Genomic DNA, 22380 nt, shown 5'->3' with positions numbered 1-22380 from the left:
AACTCTTAAAAAAACCGATTTAATTAACCATGAAAACGCTGGCTCAAATTCATGGGTTTGGCATGCTTTTCAATAAATTCAATAATTTTCCCGGCAATATTTACCCCTGTTGCCTTTTCAATTCCCTCTAAACCAGGTGACGAGTTAATTTCTAAGACTAATGGACCATGATTGGAGCGAATTAAATCAACACCAGCAACCTTCAATCCCATTGTTTTTGCTGCACTCACCGCAATAGCACGTTCTTGAGGAGTAAGTTTTACTTTAACCGCATTTCCGCCTTGGTGTACATTGGCACGAAACTCACCCTCTTTGGCTTGGCGTTTAATCGCGCCTACCACTTTTTCACCAACCACAAAACAACGAATGTCTGTACCGCGCGATTCTTCAATAAATTCTTGTACTAAAATATTGGCATGCATTTCTTTAAATGCATTAATAATGCTCACAGCCGATTGATGGCTATCTGCTAAAATCACCCCTTTCCCCTGGGTTCCTTCCAATAGTTTAATAACTAAAGGGGCTCCTCCAACCATGCGAATTAAGTCTTCTGTGTCATCAGGGGATTGCGCAAAACTGGTCAAGGGCATAGGCAGACCTTTACGTGCCAATAATTGTAAGGAACGGAATTTATCGCGCGAACGCGAGATGGCAATAGATTCGTTTACGGTATACATACCCATAGTTTCCAAATGGCGTAAAACAGCCGTGCCATAATAAGTCATTGACGCACCTATTCTGGGAATTACTGCATCAAAATGTGGTAAAGGAGCACCTCCACGATAATGGACTTTAGGGCAGGAAGCAGCAACATTCATATAGCAATATAAGGGATTAATAATTTTAATCTCATGGCCTGCAGCTTCCCCTTCTGCTTTTAAGCGCTGATGTGAATACAACTGTGGGTTGGTGGCCAATATTGCAATTTTCATGAATGTACTGTTCCTCAATATTTTTTATTATTTTATGCTTTATGAGTATATCTAAAGCCTAGCCTATAAATTGGAAAATCTCCTCCCGCTCAAGGGCGGAGTAAGGTCCTCCAAGCAGCTCCTCTTAGTGTCCTCCTTCTCTTCCTGCCATTAAGCTACGTCATCCCGAACGTAGTGCGGGATAACGTTTTCTTTAACTTAATGGGATTACTTCCTGACTGTAATAAAAGCGCTTCGTTAAATGGTTATTTAAGAAACCAATTGTATGTAATCTTTTGCTAACAAATCCGCATGATGTGGTGTGGTAAAAAATGCGTTTAACTCCCCTTGAGGATTAAATAACATTAAAGCACCGCTGTGTTGCATATCATAGCTTTTAGGGTCTGAGGTATCTTTTTCCATAATTTTGGCGTAGGCAATTCCCATTTCTCGCGTCATTGCTTTAATTGATGCCTCCTCTCCACGTGCACCATAGAAATCAGGATGGAACGAAGAAACATAATTGCCTAATTTTTCCTGATCATCACGATCAGGATCAATAGAAATCATCACCACTCGAGGTAAATCCTTCACGCCTTTATTTTCCAGAATACGATACATTTTACCTAATTCAGCTAAAGTAGTAGGACAGATGTATCCGCAATTAGTGAACCCAAAAAACAATACCGTCCATCTGCCTTGCAGGCTTGCGTTATCAAAAGCTTTTTGATCAATGCCAATTAAACTAAACTGGTTTACAGTTCTTGGATTTTCTAAATAGGTCCCATGGAAATTGGCCACATCGATTTTTTTCTTGAAATGCATATGCTGCCCGACAAAAATGCCGGAAAATAATCCTGCCAACGCTAATAAAATAACCACCGTAAAGGTAATGCCCTTAGTCTTTACATTCATTCTCATCCCCTACAAATAGTGATCCACTAATAAAAATACAAACAATAACATCAAATACACAATCGAAAAGCGAAAGGTTTGCATCGCCACCACGGGCTTATCCGTACGATATAATTTATGGGCCCAAAATAAAAATCGAGCGCCAAGTACTAGAGCTCCTGCTAGATAAAACAGGCCACTCATGCCCACGACAAAAGGTAAAGCACTCACCACTAAAAGTAAGATGGTATAGAGATAAACATTTAACTTAGTAAATTGGATGCCATGGGTAACCGGTAACATGGGGATTTCTGCATTTTGATATTCTTCATGTCGATAAATTGCCAAAGCCCAAAAATGCGGAGGTGTCCAGGTAAAAATAATCAATACTAATAGTAGTGCCTGAGGATCTAACTGATTAGTTACTGCAGTCCATCCTAATAAAGGAGGCGCGGCACCGGCTAAGCCGCCAATAACAATATTTTGTGGCGTAGCCCGTTTTAAATAACCGGTATAAATACCCGCATAACCAATCAACGTAATAAAGGTTAATAATGCTGTTAATTTATTTACAAACAGGGCTAAGACGCTCAATCCCAAAACACCCATAATTAATGCAAACCAAGCCGCCTGGTGAACAGAAACACGCCCATGGGCAACAGGGCGTTTTTTAGTTCGTGCCATAATCGAATCAATGCGTCGGTCTACCAAATGGTTAATTGCTGCAGCGCTTCCTGCACATAAACCAATACCAACCAAAGAGTTGAACAACAATGAGCAGCTTACCCAGCCGGGTGCTGCCAAATACATACCAACAAGAACTGTGAGCAACATGAGCATCACTACACGCGGTTTACATAATTCTACATAGTCACGCCAAGCGGCTGGTGCCTGTATTGTTTGATCTGTCTGCATTATTCCTGCCCTTTACGTGTCAAATGAAGTGAGCTAAATACCGTTGCCAATAAAAGCGCTGCAACACCATTATGGGCAACTGCTACAGAAATTGGCAGCAAATAAACCACATTCAAAATTCCTAAGGTGAACTGTATCAGCACCAATAAAAACATGGCTATGGCAGCACCTTTTAAATACTTAAAACGAGCTTTAAGCATAATTAATACGGCGAGCGTTAATACATAAACCGCGGTCACGATAGCCCCAAGACGATGAATGAATTGAATGGTAACGCGCACTTCATGATCTAATAATCCGCCCTGGTAATTGGCTCCAACTGGAGAAAACAAATTAAAACCTTGGGCAAAATGTAACTCGGGTAGCCAAACCCCATTACACAGAGGAAAACCAATACAGGAAATACCCGCATAGTTTGAGCTCACCCAACCTCCGAGTGCAATTTGGAAAAATACGATAATAACGGCTAAACGCAGCCAGGGGCGCCATTGTGGCAAATCCTCTCCCTTTAGTGCACTAACCTGTAAACGTAAGCGACTCAAGCAAGCAACTATCAGCATCCCACCTAAAAGATGTCCCATAACCACAACAGGCAATAGTTTTAAGGTTACCGTCCACATCCCTAATGCAGCTTGAAAAACAACCAGAAGCAGTAAAGCTGCAGGCAAATGCCAAGGCAGATTAAAACCTTGTAAACGCTTACGCAGCATCGAAAACCCGATAAAGAAAATTAATAGGCCCAAAGTTCCTGCGGCATAGCGATGAACCATTTCTGTCCATGCTTTCCTTGATTCAATAGGAATCTGAGGATAGGTCGTTTGTGCCTCTTGCAAACTCGACTTGGCACTTGGTAATACCAAGCGTCCATAACATCCTGGCCAATCTGGACAGCCTAAACCAGCATCCGTCAAACGAGTGTATGCACCCAGCATCACCACGAGCAATGATAAAAGGACTGCAGCCGTTACTGCAACGCGTAATAATTTATTGTGCATTATTTAATTAACCATTCTTTTCTGTTGTATTAAGTAATAACTTCAAATCTTTATATACATCATCGGGTTTTACCGATGAGGCATAACTGAGAATTAAATAATTATTGGGATCAGCTAAAAATATCTTTGGCTCCGCGAATAATTCTTCATGAGCCCTTACTTCAGCCGTAGGCAATTGTATCACTTGAAACTGTATTTCATTTAACGCTGATTGTTCAGCAGCCGATAAAGCAGCTGCTTTATCACCGAGTACTAACACTTGATCGACCTGATACAACTTTCGGCCTAAAGCTAAACGTACTTTGGCTAAAATTTCTAATTGATTCTTACATGCAGAATTACATGCTTTCGGCGCCCAAAAAACAATACGCCACTTTTTGGGACCCTCTATAGCTTTTAAAACAACGGGAGGATTCAGCAAAGTTCCCTTATTTACCCGGGTAGAACCTAGCCAACTCGGATGTTGATAAAAAACATAAGCTGCGATACCTGGAGCAGCGAACATAATAATCAGGAGTACTACAACATAATATTTATTGGACTGTGTCTTCATTTCGTTTCTTCAGATTCAATGCTACAAATATAATTAAGATAACCGAAGCCATAGCAAACCACTGCAATGCATAAGCTAAATGTCGCTGCGGAGGCATGGATACCGTTGCCCATTCTCGTACAAATCCATGTGTATCTTGCTTGTCGAGGCGAATAATAAACGGATAGACTGATTTTTGCAAAAGTTGACTTAACAATTGTTTGTCTAAACGCTCAAGAATTACGACTTTATTCTCTTTTTTTTCATAATCTTGTCCTAAAACCCATTGGCCTTCACTCGGAAAATAAGTCGTTCCTTGTACTTGAATTAAATTCTTAGGCGCCGTAATTTTAGGAAAAATACGGCGACTCATATCGCCAGGAATCCACCCTCGGTCAATTATCACAACAGAACCATCTACAAGTTCTAATGGGGATAAAACATGGTAACCAAACTGATGTTGGTGATGCTGATTATCGAGGAGAAATACTTCTGGTAAATAACGCCCCTCTATTTTAATCGGTGTATATTGTAATGGCAACTTTTGTTTTGCGGTCCATAGCACTGGTTTAAGACTTGCTTGCTGTTTTTCGGCCGCAAGCATTTGCTCTTTTTCTTCAGCACGATGAATTTGCCAAAATCCTAAACGCAGGAATAGCCCCATGAAGAGGAGGGTTAAAAAGACCATTGTCCAACTTGGGGTGAAACGAAATTTAAAAAAGGGTACACTAGGCATAGTTTATTAATTGCTCAAAAATTTTTCAGATTTGATCAGCAGTTTTGGGAGTATAACAAATGATCACCAAAATCATCATCATCTTTACCATGATTATTATCGCAGGCTCACTTGCCAGCGGCCTTGTTTTTTTACTTAAAGACTCTGGAAACACTAAAAGAACAGTAAAAGCATTAACCATTAGAATTGCTATTTCATTAAGTTTATTCATTTTTTTAATGATCGCTTTTAAACTAGGGTTAATTAAACCTCACGGTATTTAAGGTTATAATTTAAGGAACTATTATGCGCTTATTCTTTATCTGTTGTATTTTTTTTGCAAATTATGTCAATGCAGATACGATTAGAAACTATATGGACATTGCTAATAACATTCCGCAAATGGAAATGAAAGCCGACCCTCAAGCTCAAGCCTGGGCAAGATCAGCACGCCATGTGCTGATGATTACTAGTGAAAGTATTCAAGAAACATTAATTCAAGCCAACGAATCAGCAAAAAGCCAAGGGCATCCTATTTTTTGTCTGCCTCCGAGTGTACAGTTAAACCCACTCGCCTTAAATGACCTCATCCAGCAAACCTATAACGAAATTTCCAGCCAACAAAGTGATAAGGATTCGATGACCGTATCTCAAGTTGCCTGGTTAGGGATAACCAAAAAATACCCTTGCCAAACCAATGCCGCCAAAACAGAAATGGACTTAGTTGCCGCAGCTTGGGGTGGTCAGCAACAAATACAACAACCTGCACAACAACAGCAGCCCCCTCAGCAGCCTGTACAACAGCAGGTTCAGGCAAACCAACTGCAACAAGCGTTAAATTAGCAAAATAAAGTAGTTACGTGTTATTTTAAACGAACTCCGATGCTGGGCTTTACAGACCAGCCTTGCATCAGCTAATGCTTAATTTTAAGCGCTAAACTCTTCAAATGCTTCTAAAGCTTCAGCCGCATACATTAAAGATGGACCACCTCCCATATATACTGCCATTGCAAGAGTTTCTAAAAGCTCTTCTCTTGAGGTTTGTAATTTAACTAAGGTTTGCGAATGAAAACCAATACAGCCGGGACAATGATTAGCAACTGCCAAAGCCATAGCAATCAACTCTTTAGTTTTTTTATCTAATACGCCTTCTTTAGACGAGGCTTGCGCTAAAGCGGAAAAACCGGCCATTACCTCTGGCATTTCCTTACGCATTTTAGCTAGTTGAGTACTGATGTCTTTAGTAACTTGAGAAAATTTTCCTGACATGTGTAAAAGCTCCTTTTTATATTTGTACGAAACACCACCTACTGTACCGTATTCCTGTCGTGAACAAAAGCTAAGAAATAGCCCTATTTAAGGTTTCTTTAGCCAGCGTTAAGCGGCGCTCGATTTCACCTAACTCTGCTTTTAACTGTAAAATTGCAGCAGAGTTCTGTCCCCGCATCATTTGCTCTAAAGTCTTGGACATGGCTTGTTGTTGTTTTTCAAGTGTCCGGATATCGGTTTCAAGCGTGTGTAGCCATTGCTGTCTGGTGCTTAGCATCTGGACTCCAAATGAGGCTTTATTTTCGGGCTTATGATGACGGCTATGAATTTGACATAAAGCCACCAAAACATTTACTTTTTGTTGAATTCGCATCGCAAGATATGCGGCACTATTTCCCTCATGCTTGGATAAGCTCTGAATATCTTTTTTAATTTCGGCAATACAGGCGCTACCAGTTGGTGTATCAGTGCGAAATAAGCCTCGAGGTAACTTATGGCTCGAAAAGGAACTCCCTAATTCACCGACTTTCCATTCCAGTTCAGGTAGTCTTGCGGTAAGGGTTGTTAGTAGCCTCTTTGTTTCGATTGACATAAGGGTGCCTAGATTTGAGGATAACTCTATGAAAAAAATGCTTCCCCTCTCCCACTATCCTCGCCCGCGGAGAACATTTAAATCAAGGGATTGCTGATGAATGCGGAAGAGGATGGGAGAGGGCCTATTAATTAAACAGCTGGCTCCATATCCGGAGTTTTACCCTGCAGCCAAGAACTGATAAACGGTGGCGAACACATCAGAAGTAATCCAAAAATTAAGGTACATTCATAACGCGCTAAGCTACCGACATCAATCCCATCGGGAGGAATAAAGCTTACCGCTAAAGTAGTACATACACCGATAATACCTACACCAGCAACAAACAGCATGCCAAACATTCCGCCCGGGATTTTAAATGCACGGGGATGTTCCGGCTCAGACAAACGCAATTTAATCGCGGCAATAAACATAATAAAATACATCAACATGTACAATTGCGCAGCTAATGCAGTTAATAGCCAATAAGAGCCATTAACGCTAGGCATAAATAAAAATAGACCTGACAATACCGTCACAATAGTTGCTTGAGTATACAACATTACTACCGGTGCACCATTCGCATTAGTCTTTTGGAATGCATTCGGTAAATTACCATCTTCTGCTGCTACTAATAAACCTGTAGTCGGAGCAATAATCCAGTTACTCACCCCTCCAAGGCCTCCTAACACCAGCATCACCGCAACTACGGGCATCATCCAAGTCATATGATAGCTAGAAAAAAACGCTTCAAAGGCTTGCATAATTCCGGCCACTAAATTGATATCATTTTGCGGCAGTACGATGGCAATGGCTAAAGAACCAAGGATTAATGTACTTAAAATAATCCCTACTGAATAAACTAATACTTTAGGAAAGGCATTTTGAGGATTTTTTACATCATTGGCATGAACCGTTGCAATTTCAATACCACAAAACGACATAATAATTGCAGTTAAGGACACCCACATTGATTGATCTGATAAATGAGGAACAATACTGGGTACATCAAATTGAACTTGTAATGGATTTCCCTGAGCTATCCAAGCTACGCCTAAACCAATAATCAGCGACATGGGTAATAATAAACCGGCCAATGAGCATAGATTACTAAACAAAGCCGAAGAGCTCATACCACGTAAATTAAGTAAGGTAGCCCCCCAAAAACAACTTACGATGACCGACCAAAGAAAATAAGGATTGCTAGTTAATGCAGGGTTAATTAAATAACCTATCGTGCCTGCAACAAAAGATAATATAGTGGGATACCAAATTACATTCTCAATCCACTGTAACCAAATGGCTAAAAAGCCCATCTTTTTCCCAAAGGCCTGTTTAACCCAAATATAAATTCCACCTTGCTTAGCCCATCCTGAGGCAAGTTCTGCGGAAACAAGAGCCGTAGGAATCAAGAAAAATAGTGCCCCTAAAACAAAATAGAATATAAGTTGGCTACCAAATAAAGCGGTTGCCGGTAAATTACGGATGCTGTCTACAGAGCCAACCGTAATCATGGTTAAGCTAAAAATAGTTAGTGAGTGTTTTTTATTGCTCATCGCATTCCTTCGTTGCAGTGTTGGGCCCACAGAAGCTCTCATTATATAAGTCAAAGCTTAAGAAACCCTTAATAATAGCGTAATAAATAAACAAAATCCTCTGTTATTAATCTAGAAAAGCACGAACAGAGCACGATAAACATTATCGCTGAGTTAAAATACCACGATTTAAATAGAAAATCTCTGCAATTTTGTCGTTCTTTATGAAAGAAACCGTTACATAAAGAACTATAATAAGACGTAATCGCCTTAGAGGGGCCCTTACTGCCGTTAAATAATGCGCGCAGAAAAGAAATCATTAACTAATGGCAGTTAACAGTGATGTACCCTATCAAAGCGATTACAAACAAGCACATCCCAGGCTGGCAAAATATAATCTCAATGTGCTATAGTGACTATTTTTTTCGGGTACCACCATCATGTTTGACACTTTAACCGAACGCTTGACCCGCACCTTTAAAAATTTACGCGGACAAGGCCGCTTAACCGAAGAGAATGTACAAAGCGCCCTACGTGAAGTCAGACTCTCTCTTATTGAAGCGGATGTTGCCTTACCAGTTATTAAAGAGTTTATTGAGCAAGTAAAACAAAAGGCTCTTGGGCAAGAGGTTTTAAACGACTTAAATCCTGATCAAGCCTTTGTAAAAATTGTCCATGATGAATTAATTCAGGTTATGGGTGGTGAACGTGCGGAGCTCAATTTTAAAACGCAGCCCCCAGCAGTAATTTTAATGGCTGGATTGCAAGGTTCTGGTAAAACTACCAGTACGGCAAAACTGGCTCGCTATTTAAAAGAAACCGAAAATAAAAAAGTCATGGTAGCCAGTGTCGACGTATATCGACCTGCGGCAATTCAACAGCTAAAAGTATTAGCAGAGCAAATTGACGTCACTTTTTTCCCAGCAGAATCTCATGAACAACCATTAGCTATAGCGCAAAAAGCAATTGATAGTGCGAAAAAGCAATACATGGATGTGCTACTTATTGATACCGCGGGGCGCCTGCACGTTGATGCGGAGATGATGGCAGAAATTAAAAGCTTGCATCAGGTGATTCAACCAATAGAAACCCTATTTGTTGTAGACAGCATGACAGGACAAGATGCAGCAAATACAGCAAAAGCATTTCATGAAGCATTAGCACTCACTGGGGTTATTCTTACAAAGACGGATGGTGATGCGCGGGGTGGTGCGGCTCTATCTGTAAAACAAATTACCGGCCAACCCATTAAGTTTATCGGCAGCGGGGAAAAGATTGAAGCGCTAGAGCCCTTCCACCCAGAGCGTGTTGCTTCAAGAATATTGGGTATGGGTGATATTCTTACGCTGATCGAAGAAGTAGAGCGTAAAGCGGATAAACAAGCCAGCGAAAAACTAGCTAAAAAATTGAAGAAAGGTAAAGGCTTTGATTTGGAAGACTTCAAACAGCAGCTATTACAAATGAATAATATGGGCGGCATTAGCGGTATGATGAGCAAGCTTCCCGGCGTAAGCCAAATGATGCCGCAACAGGCAATGAAGCAAGTTAGCGACAAAGCAATGGCCCAAACAATTGCTATTATTAACTCCATGACTCCTAAAGAGCGACGTATCCCTAAATTGATTGTCGGCTCACGTAAAAAGCGTATTGCTCTTGGTTCAGGAACCCAAATTCAGGATGTTAATAAATTATTAAAGCAATTTGAGCAAATGCAAAAGATGATGAAGAAATTTACTAAGCCTGGTGGCATGCAAAAAATGATGCGTGGCTTGGGAGGAATGGCTGGACTAAAAGGCATGTTCCCAGATGAGTTTAAGTAATTATTAAAGAAGAATGTTAGAAAAATGAGCGAAGTACGATTTTTTTAAGATAATTCGTAAGAATTACTTCACATGCCGAGTTAATTTTCGTACAATACACGGCATTTTTACGTAACCACTCTAAAGTAGAGGAATATAATGGTCGTTATACGTTTATCACGAGGTGGCGCGAAAAAGCGTCCGTTTTATCATTTAGTTGTTACTGATAGCCGCAAGCGTCGCGATGGTAGCTACATTGAGTCTATTGGTTATTTCAACCCTGTAGCACGTGGACAAGAAGTTCGTATTCACATTGACACAGATAAATTAAGCCAATGGCAAAAAGTTGGCGCACAATTATCTGATCGCGTAAGTGCACTGGTAAAAGAATTTAACAAAAAAGATAAAGCTGCTTAATAATCGTGAGTAATCAGGAAAACTGGATAGTTGTTGGTCGTTTTGGACGCCCTCATGGTATTAAAGGCTTTGTTACGGTTCATTCCTTCACAGAGCCTCGCGATAATATCTTGAGATATGAAGATTGGCATGCTTTTATTAATAATAAATGGCAACCGATTAAACTGCTTAATGCAGAAGTACAAACTAAGTCTATCATAGTCCAAATTGAAGGTTATCCTGAACGAGAAACTGTAGCTCATCTAACTAATGTAGAAATCGCAGTTCAGCAAGTACAGCTTGAGGAGCTGGAATCTGGTGAATATTACTGGCATCAGCTAATGGGTTTGAGTGTAGTGAACTCCAAAGGAGAATCTTTTGGTAAAGTAACTGAGATCATCCCTACTGGCTCCAATGATGTATTAGTAGTGCAAGGCGAAAAAAGGCATTTAATTCCTTATTTACCTGGTCAGTTCATCTTAGATGTTAATCTTAGCCAGCAACTTATTACTGTTGATTGGGACCTGGATTTTTAAGTGGCGCTTCATCTTGGAGTTATCACTTTAATACCCGAAATACTTAATGCCTTAAATTATGGCATTACGGGTAGAGCTATAGAGCAAGGCTTGGTTAAAATAGATCACTGGAATCCCCGTGATTGGGCATCACGGCCTTATCGGCAAGTTGATGATAAACCCTACGGTGGTGGACCAGGAATGGTCATGATGTATGAGCCCTTACAAGCAGCTATTATGCAGGCCCGCAGTCAAATGCCGAGTCACTGCAAAACGGTTTACCTTAGCCCGCAAGGAAAGGTGATTCGCCAGCATGATTTAAACCAAGTGGCAAATGACATGCAACCCTTGCTGTTTATTGCTGGGCGATATGAAGGAATTGATGAGCGCGTTCTTCAGCATTATGTTGATGAAGAATGGTCTCTTGGAGATTTTGTTTTAAGTGGTGGGGAATTGGCTGCTACGGTATTTATTGATGCGATTACTCGTTTAATACCTGGCAGTCTTGGACATCTGGGCTCAGCAGAGCAAGATTCATTTATGAATGGTTTACTGGATTGTCCTCACTACACTCGACCGGCAACGATTAACGGATTGGATGTTCCTCCTGTTTTATTAGGTGGAAATCATAAAGAAATCGAATTGTGGCGCAGGAAACAATCTCTGGGTAAAACTTGGCTTAAGCGGCCAGATTTACTGGAAAAAATAGAATTAAATAAAACAGACCAGCAATTGCTTGCTGAGTTTAAGTGCGAACACGGTATTTCCTAGTCTCTAAACTAGGGAGACCAATTTGAGGAGTAGTCCATGACTAATATTATTGACCAACTAAATGCCGAGCAAATGCAAGGTAAAGAAATCCCTGAGTTTAGCCCAGGTGATACTGTTCTGGTTCAAGTGAAAGTAATCGAAGGAAACCGTGAGCGTTTACAGGCTTTTGAAGGGGTTGTAATTGCTAAGCGTAATCGTGGTTTGAACTCTGCGTTCACTGTACGTAAAATTTCTCACAACGTTGGTGTTGAGCGTGTATTCCAAACTTACAGTCCAATCGTTGACAGTATTACAGTAAAAAGACGTGGTGATGTACGTCGCGCGAAGCTGTATTATTTACGTAATTTAGCAGGACGTGCTGCACGTATTAAAGAAAAATTAGCAACTAAAAAAGCTGATTAATTCGCTTTGCATCTCTCTCTTCGGAGAGAGATGCCAGTATCTCACTTGTCTGCGCACATGCATCAAATGAGGTGGTTGTATGATGATCAAAGTTAATCTGACAACTAATCTTATTATTTCTACTTTTTCTACCCCATGGGGTAAGCTCGCCGTTGAGTTTGATGAGCATTTTGTTTATCGCTCTTTTTTTACGCAGAACTCTGGCCCGACAATAAGTCATCCTTTATCTATTTTAATTCAACATGAGTTAGAGTCTTACATAGCCAATCCTAATCATCGCTTTCAATTGCAACTAAAACCGCAAGGTAGCACTTATTTGCAAAAAGTATTAAATGCTTTATTAGTTATTCCTATCGGACGAACAATTACTTACGGTGAGCTCGCGTTAACATTGCAAAGTAGCCCTAGGGCAGTTGGCCAAGCATGCAAGCGCAATCCCTTGGCCCTATTTATTCCTTGCCATCGTGTTGTGGGAAAGCATGGTTTAGGTGGCTATATGGGAAGCCCTGATGCCTTGCATTATAAAGATGCGTTATTGGCTCATGAAATGTCGGTAAAGCGATAGATAAGCCTCCTCGAAGAAATAAGACCTTTTTCCGTTACATCATCCCTTTTTATGTAGAGATTCAAAGCTTACGGTAACAGAGGTAAGAAGAACTAATGACTCAAGCCACCTGCCCTAGGTATTTTCTCTTTATCATCCAGTGAAGCTTCCGGAATTATTTTAGAAAAAAAGAATGCGCAATATGTTAATAACGTTTTTGATACCTGCATAAAAAAAGAAGGTGGGGCAATCTGATCCAAATACTTTTCTTCCCACTTCTTCGGCTGCGATTTACGAAGCAGAGTCACATAATCATTTATTTCTGATAAAACCTTATCACCCAGTTCCGTCTGCTTCTTTAGGTAAGACTGGAACGCTTCTACAATCCCCAAGCGCGTATAGCACAAACTATTACCTTTCTCCTTATCTTCTTCTCGATACAGGTTATCCTTATATTCCCCCACCTGATGCAGTACAAAGTTAATATCGTATATTTTTTTACACGATGCATACACTTGCGACTCTTTAACCAACGAGGTTTGTTTTAAAAAATCCTGGCGAGCTAAGCTGACACGTTCATTAAAAAGATTCGGGCTCCCATCAATTCTCGTTTTCTTATCCATAAACTTAAAAATATCGCGCTCATTCATTCCTAGTGGAAAAGTAGTAACATCTAACTGAAGAGCCTGAAAAGCCATGCATGAGAATAAGGCGGAGGTGGTTGTCATTAATTGATACATTAATATACCTGAGTGTAACAGCGTGGTGAGTTCAGAAATAGCATAGAGAATTGTCATGTGCTCAATGTCTTCATCACGAAAACCATAGCTTAGCCATTCAAAAACCAAACAATCCATAAGGGCATCACCACCTAGAGGCTCGCCCGGCTTTCCATATTTTTTAGCAACAAAATTAGGCCACTCTAAAAAGAGAAGAAAATCTCGTTCACGCAGAGCCATAAGATATTCAGAACTTGATGAAAGCATAACAATCCTTGCATGCAGACAACTATTTTTTTAAGATTATTATCCTATACTTAAAAAAAATAAATATATACATTCCTGAAGGTGCATAATGAGAAAAAACTATTGGTTCTTAATCGCCTTATCTCTTTTGCCATTTCATGCCACGTTTGCAAACTGCGATTTGACCCACTTTCGCTGGGAATGTGATATACCCATCCAAGTTGCACCAAGACCCTATGCCCATTCATTAGTTTACTGCAACCACTCATATGGTTATATCACCAGAGAACAATACGACATTTTAACCCGCTACCAACGAGCGAATGTCAATATGGTTTTAAACATCAATGGTGAATATATAGACAGTCCTTGTATCGGTGCTAAAAGAGAGTAAAATGGGAAAAAAGCATCTGTCGCTCCCGTTGTATGATTATTGAATTAGATGGTATTTCCATTGAAGTTTTAAGAAAACCCATAAAAAACATGACCCTGCGAATTTATCCTCCGGATGGTTCGGTCCGAGTCAGTGTCCCATTAAAATATAGTGAGCGCTTAATCCGCAAAACCTTAGAGGAAAAGAAGAGCTGGATTTATGAGCATCGTGAACGCATTTGTAGTCGCGCTCCCCTAGAAAATTTGCCCTTACAAACGGGGGTTTCAGTACCCTTTATGGGAAAGAATTATTTATTAATCATCGAAGAGCATCATGGACCAAACCATATACAACTCCAAGATGAACTTATACATTGCTACATCCGTCCAGGTAGTTCCCACTTGCAAATACAAAAACTACTTGATTCTTGGTATAAATGGCAAATGCAGCTATTACTGCCCAAGCTTATTGCGCACTGGGAGGCGATTATTGGCGTTAAAACTAAGCAATGGGGCATCAAAAAAATGAAAACGCGTTGGGGTTCATGTAACCCTCAGGCAGCACGAATTTGGTTAAACCTTAGTCTTATTAAAAAACCACAAATTTGCTTAGAGTATGTCTTAGTTCATGAATTAGTACATCTCTTAGAACCTAGCCATAACAAACGATTTTATGCATTTATGAGCCAATTTATGCCGCAATGGCGTGAGCACCAATATCTCCTTGAGGGACGCTAATGTTACAAAATATTGAGCTACTTATTCACAATCTATGTAATCAAGGCTTTCATTTTACTGATGACTTTTTATCCCAAGAATATTATTTATCCCTTCGTAATACCGCGCGCGAATTATATACGCAAGGTTTATTTCGAAGCGCTAAAATTGGACTAAATATTAGCTCCCAACAAAACAATGCCATCCGCACCGATGAAATTTTATGGCTCGAATCAGATAACCAAGATCCTGCAATCCAATTTTTTATAAACCAAATCCATCAATTATGTCAGATCTTAAATCAAAATCTCTTCCTGGGCTTGCATGAATTTGAAACACATTTTGCCAGCTATCAACCCGGTACTTTTTACAAAAAGCACATTGACCAATTTGCAGCGCAAAAAACCAGAAAAGTATCCTTTGTTTATTATTTAAATGAAGACTGGTGCGATGAGTACGGAGGTCAATTGAAACTGTATGATACACATGATCATCTGCTTGAAAACATCAGTCCTCAAGGAAACCGGCTTATTTGTTTTAATAGCGAGCTCCCCCATGAAGTTACAACTACTCATCAAACACGTTACAGCATCACGGGTTGGATGAAGACAAGGCCTGTGGGACTTATATAATAGACAATTTATCCTAGAGCCAATTGTTATACTTAATGCTGATGATTAAATGTAATTTTTAATGACATCCATTATTCATTGCCTCAATAATCCAGCAATTGTGTATAATGATATTTTATCTTTACACGATTCTATATGCATGCCTTAGATATTAAACAGCTATCCAAAACTTATGCCAATGGAGTTAAAGCGCTCAAGGGCATTGATTTAACAATAAAAACGGGTGATTTTTTTGCCCTTCTTGGCGCTAATGGCGCAGGGAAATCGACAACCATCGGTTTAATCAGCACGTTACTAACGAAAACATCTGGTACGATTAGTATTTGTGGCTATGACCTGGAAAAAGAAGCAGAAAAGGCAAAATCCTGCCTTGGCTTAGTGCCTCAAGAAATTAACCTAAACATTTTCGAAACTTGTCTACAAGTTTTATTAAGCCAGGCCGGTTATTATGGTATTTCTCGAAAAAATGCCTTACCAAAAGCAGAGGAGCTTCTAAACCAGCTCGGATTATGGGATAAACGCAATTCAATTGTCCGCCATTTATCGGGGGGTATGAAACGCCGCTTAATGATTGCCAGAGCCCTGGTGCATCAACCGCGAGTTCTAATTCTTGATGAGCCAACTGCCGGTGTTGATATTGAAATCAGACACAGTATGTGGGAGTTTTTAACACGCACCAATAAGGAAGGCACCACCATTATTCTGACCACTCATTACCTGGAAGAGGCAGAGCAGTTATGCAAAAATATTGCCATTATTGATAAAGGGCAAATTATTAAGAATAGCTCCATGAAAGCCCTGCTCCAAACTTTACGTCATCAAACATTTATCTTCAATACAGAGGACCCTATTCATACCCTACCTGACCTTAGTCCCTTGCTTGCCACCCTTATTGATTGTAATACCTTGGAAATTCGTGTTGATACGCAGGATAGCTTAAACGCAGTTTTTGCTGTTTTATCTCAGCACGGCATTAATATAAGCAGCATGCGTAATAAAACAAATCGTCTGGAAGAACTCTTTTTGGATCTTATAAAAAATGGCCATTAAAAAACAACTTGTTTCTCTATACACGCTGGTACGACGTGAAGTAGTGCGAATGTTTCGTATTGCAAGCCAGGTATTTTTACCTCCGGTGATTACGACCACCCTTTACTTTCTGATTTTTGGTAGCTTGATCGGGGCTCGTATTGGTGAAATCGAGGGGGTAAGTTATCCCATGTTTATTGCCCCTGGCTTGATAATGATGTCTGTTATTGTTAACTCTTACGGTAATGTATCCTCTTCAATGTACAGTGTACGTTTCCAAAAAAGTATTGAGGAGATGCTAATTAGCCCCATGCACGATGGCTTTTTGCTGCTGGGATATGTTTTAGGAGGTATGGTACGCGGTTTAATTGTTGCGATTTTAGTTTATCTGATTGCTAGTTTTTTTCTAACGATTCAATTAAGCCATTTACCGATGACCTTATTGGTTGTCTTATTGGTTTCCGCCGTGTTTTCCTTAGCCGGTTTTACTAATGCCATGGTTGCCCGCAATTTTGACGATATTATGATTATCCCTACGTTTGTGCTCACCCCCTTAACCTATTTAGGTGGTGTCTTTTACAGCACGACCATGTTACCCAGCTTCTGGCAAAAAATATCTCTTCTAAATCCAATTTTATATATGGTTAATGCACTAAGACAGGCCATGATTGGCCAAAGTGAAGTCAGCATGGGATTCGCGATGAGTATCATTTGCTTTATGCTGATTTTATTGGCTGCTTTAAATCTGTTTTTGTTAAAGAAAGGGATTGGCTTGCGAGAGTAAAGATTAACATGCGGATATAGTTCTTAGCTCATACCCTAAGAGCTTGTAGGGTTTGGCCTATGGCCTCCTACAAGCTTATAAATACACCCTTGTTAGAAAGTGCCGCAGGCTAAAGAAATATCTGCTATAGCCGTAACCGCCTGGATGGAGTCAATGCTGCTTGTCGTAATAGTGCCGGGCCCCTGATTTGTTGCAACATAGGTCGCAATTAGGGCTCCCTCGTCTGAAACAGTGGTATCCGCAGCAGCACCTCCAGCCATAGTTTCAATTTTTCCCGGTGCATTTAAAGGCGAATTGACTATACCATCTGGGGGAAATGGAGCATCGACAATGCGATCGCAGGTAACACGTACACTTTTTCCTGGTCTTAATAATTTATCACGAGCAGAAACTAATCCCTCGAGAACCTGCACGTAGGTATTTTCGGTAGCACGCGCTCCAGCACATTGTTTATTTTTAGGATTACCACTTGCCATTGCAGCCTTAGTCGCATCAACACGAATATGAGTACCAAGAATGGCTAAAGATACAATAGGCGTTTTTAATGTCTCCTTAATTTTTCCACCATTTTGAATTTCTAATTTCCCATGAGTTAATTCTGCGTTAATTTGTTCACCACCTTGCTTTGGAGCGTAAGCGTGAATCTTATATGAAGAGTTGGAACCGATATTCACTAAAGTACCATTGGAGTATTGAAGATGGATCGCCGCACCTGCAGCTGTAGCAATTTCATCACCTATCTCTAAAGCTGAACCACGAGAAAGAGTTCGCGTGCTGCCACCGTGAGAGGCAGTAACTTTATTCTGGGTATACAAAACCTTAGCTGCAGACTCAGCAAAAACCTGAGTCGTTATGGATAAAAGTCCGATTAAAATTATTCTCTTCATATTTTTCCCTGTACAATAAACAAACATTAATTATTTATGTAGATGAACATAAATACCACTCCAATCTTCAGCAGGTGGTTCCACCTGGAATCCTTTAATACGCTCAAGATACATTTGATACAAATAAATTTCCGGCGATTTGCTTTTCAGAATATCAAATTTCTTTTCTGCGGACGACCAGTTACGCGCATAATAATCATCTAAAGCTGCCTGGTATTCATTCAATTCCGCCACAACCTCATCAGCCACCTCTGTACGCAAACCAACTGGCTGATAAATTACCAGTCCTGTTCTACGTCCCTTTACCGTTATTTTGTCTACAGGTCGCCAAACAAAGCGTTCATCGGCCGCACGAGTCCCATCACTTACTAAAATATTCACCTGATAAAATTTGGTTAAATCTTGTAGGCGTGAAGCAAGATTTACTGTATCACCAAGAACGGTATAGGCACGGCGGAATTCAGATCCCATGTCGCCTACGTTCATTAGCCCCGTTGCCAAGCCCACCCCAATATTAACGGCGGGTAAGCCTGTTGCTATCATTTTTTCATTAATTTCAGGTAAGCTATTTATCATCGTTAAAGAGGCCATGATTGCATGGTAGGCATGATCCTCATCGACCATTGGCGCTCCCCAAAAAGCAACAATCATATCTCCAACGTATTTATCAATTGTGCCGCGAAAACTGAAAATTATTTCCGTAATTGGTGTAAAAAATGTATTCAATAGACGCTTAACATTAGAGGCCTCTAACGACTCACTAATGGAAGTAAAATTGCGTATATCACTAAACTGTACGGTCATATTACGCTCTTGCCCCTCCATACTGTATTGTTCAGGGGAATCAATTAATTCTTTAACGTATTGCTCAGGAACATACTGACCAAACAACTGATTGATTTTTCTCTTTTGTCGTCGCTCCATAATAAATAAATAACCATAATTAGCCATAGTTTGTAGGATAATCAGCACTAAGATAAAGGCTAAGGGTACATACAAACTTTTTGCGACAAAAAGGTAAACGGAAATTGCCAAGGTGGCCAATATGCTGGTAAATGCCAGTAATAACATGCCTGTAACGCCGACAAAAGCAAAGATACAGGTGAAAAAAAGTCCTAATAATAATAGGTACAAGCGCGCACTTGTAGTATGCCAATTATAAGGTGTAACAAGCTGCTGCCCCACAATGCCTTGTACCATGTTCCCTACCATTTCAACTCCAGGAAATGATTGGGCAACAGGAGACTGATGTAAATCGGCAAGCAAAATCATAGTGGAGCCAATCACCGCAATTGCACCTTGCAACTCCTCCGCATTAAAATTGCCTTGCATAATATCGGTTGCCGAATAATAAGGTAATGTCCCTGGTAACCCCCAGAAAGGAATAAGAATTTGTCCCTGAGGATTAGTGGGTATGAAAACTGCCCCCATTTGAATTCCACTTAACTCACCATCCCTAGTACTCAAGGTGACGTGATCCACCATCAAATAATTCATGGCAATTGCCAGGGATAAGGTGGCATAGAGTTTATTATCATAGCTGGCAATCATTAGTCCATGGCGCACTGAGCCATCTAAATCCGGCAGATTCGTTACGGAACCTGCTTGTTGAGCTGCATTAAGAAACAAGGGTAAACAACCGTTATAACCAGAAAACTGATAAAGGGGCATATCGCCGCGGTAAATAATGGCATTATTTGGCATTGTTAACGGTGAAGGTAAAACGCCCTTTTTAACTACCTGATCATTATGAAACAAAAATCCCAACACCACATTATGTTCCAATAAGGAATGGGCAAGAATACGATCATTATCAACTTGTGGGGCAATGGCTTCGAGTAAAACCGGGAGCTGCTGTTGATTGGGAGGGAGTTGATGAATCAAAGGCTGTAACTCATCTTTTAAACCTATGGCATAATTTACCTCTGGCTCTGCCATCACCATATCCGTACCAATAGTTACAACCCCAGCTCCCTTTAGTTTATTAATTAATTCCGCTAACTTATTTCGGGGCCAAGGCCATCGTCCCTCTTTTTGCACTGAGCGATCATCGATATCAATAATAACCACTTTGGGATTTGGCAGGTGTGGACGACGATTTAGTTGCACTATTTGATCATAAATTCGGTTATCTAACTGATCAATAAGAAAACTTACTACGGGAAGATGAATAACATCTGCAAGAAAAATGAATGCTGTACAGAAAAGACCCAGAGAAAATTGTGTCAATTTGGATTTCAGCATTTTGGGCAAAAACTGCGAAGCATTCATTGCAAAAATTCGTCCTTTCATTGAATGGAACCCTTTACTCAGAACATGGATAAAGGGTACGTGCTGAAAAATCCTCTCATGTTTACCTAACCTCGGACGTATTGCGAGCTTGCAGTACGTCGTCGGTTATCGTCTTACATTTGGGTGCCCATGAATCCTATGAAAACTGATATTCTATAGCGGCCAAGGTTTGGAAACTATGGAATGTACTGCTCGCATTGTAGTATTTTTCCTCGACACGCATTGTGACATTCTTATGCGTATAGGAAATTCCTCCTCCCAGGCGAAAGCCGTCTTTATTCATATTTAATTGAGGTAACGAGCCATTAACTACAATCGCGGAATTCACAATAGGACGGCTATTTGAGAACTGAGCCACCTGGAATAAACCGCCATTAATAAAAGGCATCAATTTAGGATTAATCAAATAACCAAGCTCTGCATTTTCCATTAATAAGGTCGCTTTATTCGTTAATGCTTGAATTGGCACCATGGTGTCGAGCGTTGGGAACGTATAACGGTAAGGACCTGTGTTAATCTGGCTATATAAAACACCAAAATTCGCCCTTAACAAAAACTTTTGCCAGCTTTTTCTGTAAATCCCATTCGCACTAACAAACCAGTTATCACTACCATTACGAGCATAGGCGTGCGATTCATCAATGGTGTCAGGGGAAACGGTCAAGTAACTATTAATTTTGTTATAGCCATAACCCGCAGCTAAATCCAGATAGATTTGCGGCGTAAAAATCTTTAGTACGTGCCCAAAAATAGTATCATTTTTTATGTTTTGCGACGTAGTGGTTAGCGGACTAGGCGCTAATAAGAAAGCTGAATTTAACGAGGTATCAACGCGGAAATAGTAAATACCCGCCATTACGCTAGGACCGAAAGAAAGGTGATCCGCTCCTGCTGAATAAAGATTTGAGCGTCCATTGTAACGGTTCAAGTTCCCTGAAGAGGATGACTTAAAGTGGAAATCAGTATATCCATAAAGGAATTCCGGAGTTATTTTTTTTAGGAAACCTGCTACATTACTGTTGGCCTCATTGGTTTGTTCCGCCATTTCAGTTCGAGTTCTGGACAAGGCATCCGCAAAAACCATTTGCCCGCTGCCTAATAAAAATAATGACAGAATTACCGCTTGCTTTTTCATAACATCCAAATTCCTTTTCTAGAAGGTCTTATTATCATCCCTCATCATAAACAAAAAACAGGGTATTAGACAAGCACCAAAAGCGGGAAAAAATAAGTAAATCAATGTGTTCAAAAGATCTGCATTAGATTTATAAATACCGCTATGAAACCGCTGCAGGAACAAAATATAGGCCAGATTAACTACTATTTAGCGTAAAGATTCTGGCCTATATTCAAAAAATATGCCTATGTTAGCCCATTTTGGCCGAATCGGGAGCAATATATGCCGAAATGCATGCGGATAGTCCATAATTTAAAGTGGAAAGAACCCAAGTGATTGTAGGTATTAGCATCATGCACGCCACTGTAGGCCCTACAGGACTACCAATGAGAACAGCAGATGCAGCCACTGCCGCAAAACTATAAGCCAAGTTCAGGCTATGTTCGATAAATGACTTGAGATTGAGATGTGTTTCCAAGTAATCGTTATTATTTAGATAATCTTTGGTTAAGAGCAGGGGGATCCATTTTAAAAGAGCGGCAAGGGCACCAACCCCTGCAAAAACAGCAAAATCACTTGCCGAAGTTATTATTTCGGGTTTAAAAAAGGAATAGGCATACTTACTGACAATACCCCCTACGCCTCCAAAGACGCCCCCCACTCCTGCTTCAGCACAAGCTCTGGGAAAAATCTCAGAAAACGCCTGAGACTTTAACTCCTCAAAACCATTATCTGTTGAGTGAATAATTTTTCCTGAATATTCCAAGTTGTTTTTGCGCATAAAGAATCCAAACAAATCAAGTTGTAAAATTGTACAGTTT

At 40.2% G+C, this 22380-nt stretch carries 27 protein-coding genes; 13 read left to right on the top strand and 14 right to left on the bottom strand.

The window, feature by feature from the left end:
* Window positions 1-23 precede the first annotated feature (23 nt).
* From rimK to BN3124_RS01505, 6 genes are all read right to left on the bottom strand, one after another.
* Entirely contained in the window at window positions 24-932 is a 909-nt protein-coding gene (gene rimK, locus BN3124_RS01530) for a 30S ribosomal protein S6--L-glutamate ligase (RefSeq protein ID WP_058533098.1), read from the bottom strand.
* A 249-nt stretch (window positions 933-1181) separates the two neighbouring features.
* Window positions 1182-1826, bottom strand: a complete 645-nt coding sequence (locus BN3124_RS01525) for an SCO family protein (protein ID WP_058533097.1) — start codon at window positions 1824-1826, stop codon at window positions 1182-1184.
* A gap of 9 nt (window positions 1827-1835) precedes the next feature.
* Entirely contained in the window at window positions 1836-2720 is an 885-nt protein-coding gene (gene cyoE / locus BN3124_RS01520; protein ID WP_058533096.1) for a heme o synthase, read from the bottom strand.
* A complete protein-coding gene (locus BN3124_RS01515) occupies window positions 2720-3715 on the bottom strand; it encodes a COX15/CtaA family protein (RefSeq protein WP_058533095.1) in 996 nt (331 codons plus the stop codon). Before BN3124_RS01515 ends, cyoE begins: the two co-directional genes overlap by 1 nt.
* Before the next feature lie 7 nt (window positions 3716-3722).
* Window positions 3723-4268, bottom strand: coding sequence for a hypothetical protein (locus tag BN3124_RS01510; RefSeq protein WP_058533094.1), 546 nt, complete (start codon window positions 4266-4268; stop codon window positions 3723-3725).
* Complete coding sequence (locus BN3124_RS01505) at window positions 4249-4983, bottom strand: SURF1 family protein (protein WP_058533093.1); 735 nt, start codon at window positions 4981-4983, stop codon at window positions 4249-4251. Before BN3124_RS01505 ends, BN3124_RS01510 begins: the two co-directional genes overlap by 20 nt.
* Before the next feature lie 59 nt (window positions 4984-5042).
* On the opposite strand from BN3124_RS01505, the gene BN3124_RS01500 reads away from it, so the two are divergent.
* Together BN3124_RS01500 and BN3124_RS01495 are read left to right on the top strand one after the other, a co-directional pair.
* Window positions 5043-5246: a twin transmembrane helix small protein gene (locus tag BN3124_RS01500; protein ID WP_058533092.1), complete on the top strand. Its 204-nt coding sequence runs from the start codon at window positions 5043-5045 to the stop codon at window positions 5244-5246.
* A gap of 22 nt (window positions 5247-5268) precedes the next feature.
* The gene (locus tag BN3124_RS01495; protein WP_230849039.1) at window positions 5269-5805 is read left to right on the top strand and encodes a phosphatase; all 537 of its coding nucleotides are present in this window, start codon (window positions 5269-5271) and stop codon (window positions 5803-5805) included.
* Window positions 5806-5889: 84 nt separating this feature from the next.
* Here the strand turns inward: BN3124_RS01495 and BN3124_RS01490 are convergent, their stop codons facing one another.
* From BN3124_RS01490 to BN3124_RS01480, 3 genes are all read right to left on the bottom strand, one after another.
* Complete coding sequence (locus BN3124_RS01490; protein ID WP_058533091.1) at window positions 5890-6231, bottom strand: carboxymuconolactone decarboxylase family protein; 342 nt, start codon at window positions 6229-6231, stop codon at window positions 5890-5892.
* Between the two features lie 70 nt (window positions 6232-6301).
* Window positions 6302-6823: a primosomal replication protein PriC gene (gene priC / locus BN3124_RS01485; RefSeq protein WP_058533090.1), complete on the bottom strand. Its 522-nt coding sequence runs from the start codon at window positions 6821-6823 to the stop codon at window positions 6302-6304.
* Between the two features lie 131 nt (window positions 6824-6954).
* Window positions 6955-8358: an APC family permease gene (locus BN3124_RS01480; protein WP_058533089.1), complete on the bottom strand. Its 1404-nt coding sequence runs from the start codon at window positions 8356-8358 to the stop codon at window positions 6955-6957.
* A gap of 419 nt (window positions 8359-8777) precedes the next feature.
* Here BN3124_RS01480 and ffh point away from each other — a divergent pair, with 419 nt between their 5' ends.
* The 6 genes from ffh (at window position 8778) to BN3124_RS01450 (ending at window position 12785) form a co-directional block, all read left to right on the top strand.
* Window positions 8778-10157, top strand: coding sequence for a signal recognition particle protein (gene ffh, locus BN3124_RS01475; protein WP_058533088.1), 1380 nt, complete (start codon window positions 8778-8780; stop codon window positions 10155-10157).
* Between the two features lie 138 nt (window positions 10158-10295).
* A complete protein-coding gene (gene rpsP, locus BN3124_RS01470) occupies window positions 10296-10553 on the top strand; it encodes a 30S ribosomal protein S16 (RefSeq protein ID WP_058533087.1) in 258 nt (85 codons plus the stop codon).
* Window positions 10554-10558: 5 nt separating this feature from the next.
* Entirely contained in the window at window positions 10559-11068 is a 510-nt protein-coding gene (rimM, locus tag BN3124_RS01465) for a ribosome maturation factor RimM (protein ID WP_058533086.1), read from the top strand.
* The gene (gene trmD, locus BN3124_RS01460; protein ID WP_058533085.1) at window positions 11069-11818 is read left to right on the top strand and encodes a tRNA (guanosine(37)-N1)-methyltransferase TrmD; all 750 of its coding nucleotides are present in this window, start codon (window positions 11069-11071) and stop codon (window positions 11816-11818) included.
* Window positions 11819-11854: 36 nt separating this feature from the next.
* Window positions 11855-12220 carry a 50S ribosomal protein L19 gene (gene rplS, locus BN3124_RS01455; protein WP_058533084.1) on the top strand — a complete coding sequence of 122 codons (366 nt, stop codon included), beginning with the start codon at window positions 11855-11857 and terminating at the stop codon, window positions 12218-12220.
* Between the two features lie 79 nt (window positions 12221-12299).
* A complete protein-coding gene (locus BN3124_RS01450) occupies window positions 12300-12785 on the top strand; it encodes a methylated-DNA--[protein]-cysteine S-methyltransferase (protein WP_230849037.1) in 486 nt (161 codons plus the stop codon).
* Between the two features lie 92 nt (window positions 12786-12877).
* On the opposite strand, the gene BN3124_RS01445 is transcribed toward BN3124_RS01450, so the two are convergent.
* Window positions 12878-13750 (bottom strand): helical bundle domain-containing protein, encoded by an 873-nt coding sequence (locus BN3124_RS01445; protein ID WP_058533083.1) that lies wholly within the window; start codon window positions 13748-13750, stop codon window positions 12878-12880.
* A gap of 88 nt (window positions 13751-13838) precedes the next feature.
* On the opposite strand from BN3124_RS01445, the gene BN3124_RS16610 reads away from it, so the two are divergent.
* The 5 genes from BN3124_RS16610 to BN3124_RS01425 all read left to right on the top strand — a co-directional run bounded on the left by BN3124_RS16610 (window position 13839) and on the right by BN3124_RS01425 (window position 17263).
* Complete coding sequence (locus tag BN3124_RS16610; protein ID WP_078061446.1) at window positions 13839-14123, top strand: hypothetical protein; 285 nt, start codon at window positions 13839-13841, stop codon at window positions 14121-14123.
* A gap of 32 nt (window positions 14124-14155) precedes the next feature.
* On the top strand, window positions 14156-14839 hold the full coding sequence (locus BN3124_RS01440; protein ID WP_058533082.1) for a M48 family metallopeptidase: 684 nt from the start codon (window positions 14156-14158) through the stop codon (window positions 14837-14839).
* A complete protein-coding gene (locus BN3124_RS01435) occupies window positions 14839-15450 on the top strand; it encodes a 2OG-Fe(II) oxygenase (protein WP_058533081.1) in 612 nt (203 codons plus the stop codon). The genes BN3124_RS01440 and BN3124_RS01435 overlap by 1 nt, the downstream gene beginning before the upstream one ends.
* 135 nt (window positions 15451-15585) lie before the next feature.
* Window positions 15586-16500, top strand: coding sequence for an ABC transporter ATP-binding protein (locus tag BN3124_RS01430; RefSeq protein WP_058533080.1), 915 nt, complete (start codon window positions 15586-15588; stop codon window positions 16498-16500).
* Window positions 16490-17263 carry an ABC transporter permease gene (locus tag BN3124_RS01425; RefSeq protein ID WP_058533079.1) on the top strand — a complete coding sequence of 258 codons (774 nt, stop codon included), beginning with the start codon at window positions 16490-16492 and terminating at the stop codon, window positions 17261-17263. Before BN3124_RS01430 ends, BN3124_RS01425 begins: the two co-directional genes overlap by 11 nt.
* A gap of 92 nt (window positions 17264-17355) precedes the next feature.
* On the opposite strand, the gene BN3124_RS01420 is transcribed toward BN3124_RS01425, so the two are convergent.
* From BN3124_RS01420 to BN3124_RS01405, 4 genes are all read right to left on the bottom strand, one after another.
* Window positions 17356-18150, bottom strand: coding sequence for a FecR family protein (locus BN3124_RS01420; RefSeq protein ID WP_058533078.1), 795 nt, complete (start codon window positions 18148-18150; stop codon window positions 17356-17358).
* A 30-nt stretch (window positions 18151-18180) separates the two neighbouring features.
* A complete protein-coding gene (locus BN3124_RS01415) occupies window positions 18181-20442 on the bottom strand; it encodes a CHASE2 domain-containing protein (protein ID WP_230849036.1) in 2262 nt (753 codons plus the stop codon).
* 136 nt (window positions 20443-20578) lie between these two features.
* Window positions 20579-21577, bottom strand: coding sequence for an autotransporter outer membrane beta-barrel domain-containing protein (locus BN3124_RS01410; protein ID WP_058533077.1), 999 nt, complete (start codon window positions 21575-21577; stop codon window positions 20579-20581).
* Window positions 21578-21809: 232 nt separating this feature from the next.
* Window positions 21810-22340, bottom strand: a complete 531-nt coding sequence (locus BN3124_RS01405; protein ID WP_058533076.1) for a hypothetical protein — start codon at window positions 22338-22340, stop codon at window positions 21810-21812.
* Window positions 22341-22380 lie beyond the last annotated feature (40 nt).

This window comes from Legionella saoudiensis, from assembly GCF_001465875.1.
Classification (GTDB): Bacteria; Pseudomonadota; Gammaproteobacteria; order Legionellales; family Legionellaceae; genus Legionella; species Legionella saoudiensis.
Note: the sequence above shows the minus strand (reverse complement) of the source record. Positions and strands in the feature narration are given on the sequence as shown.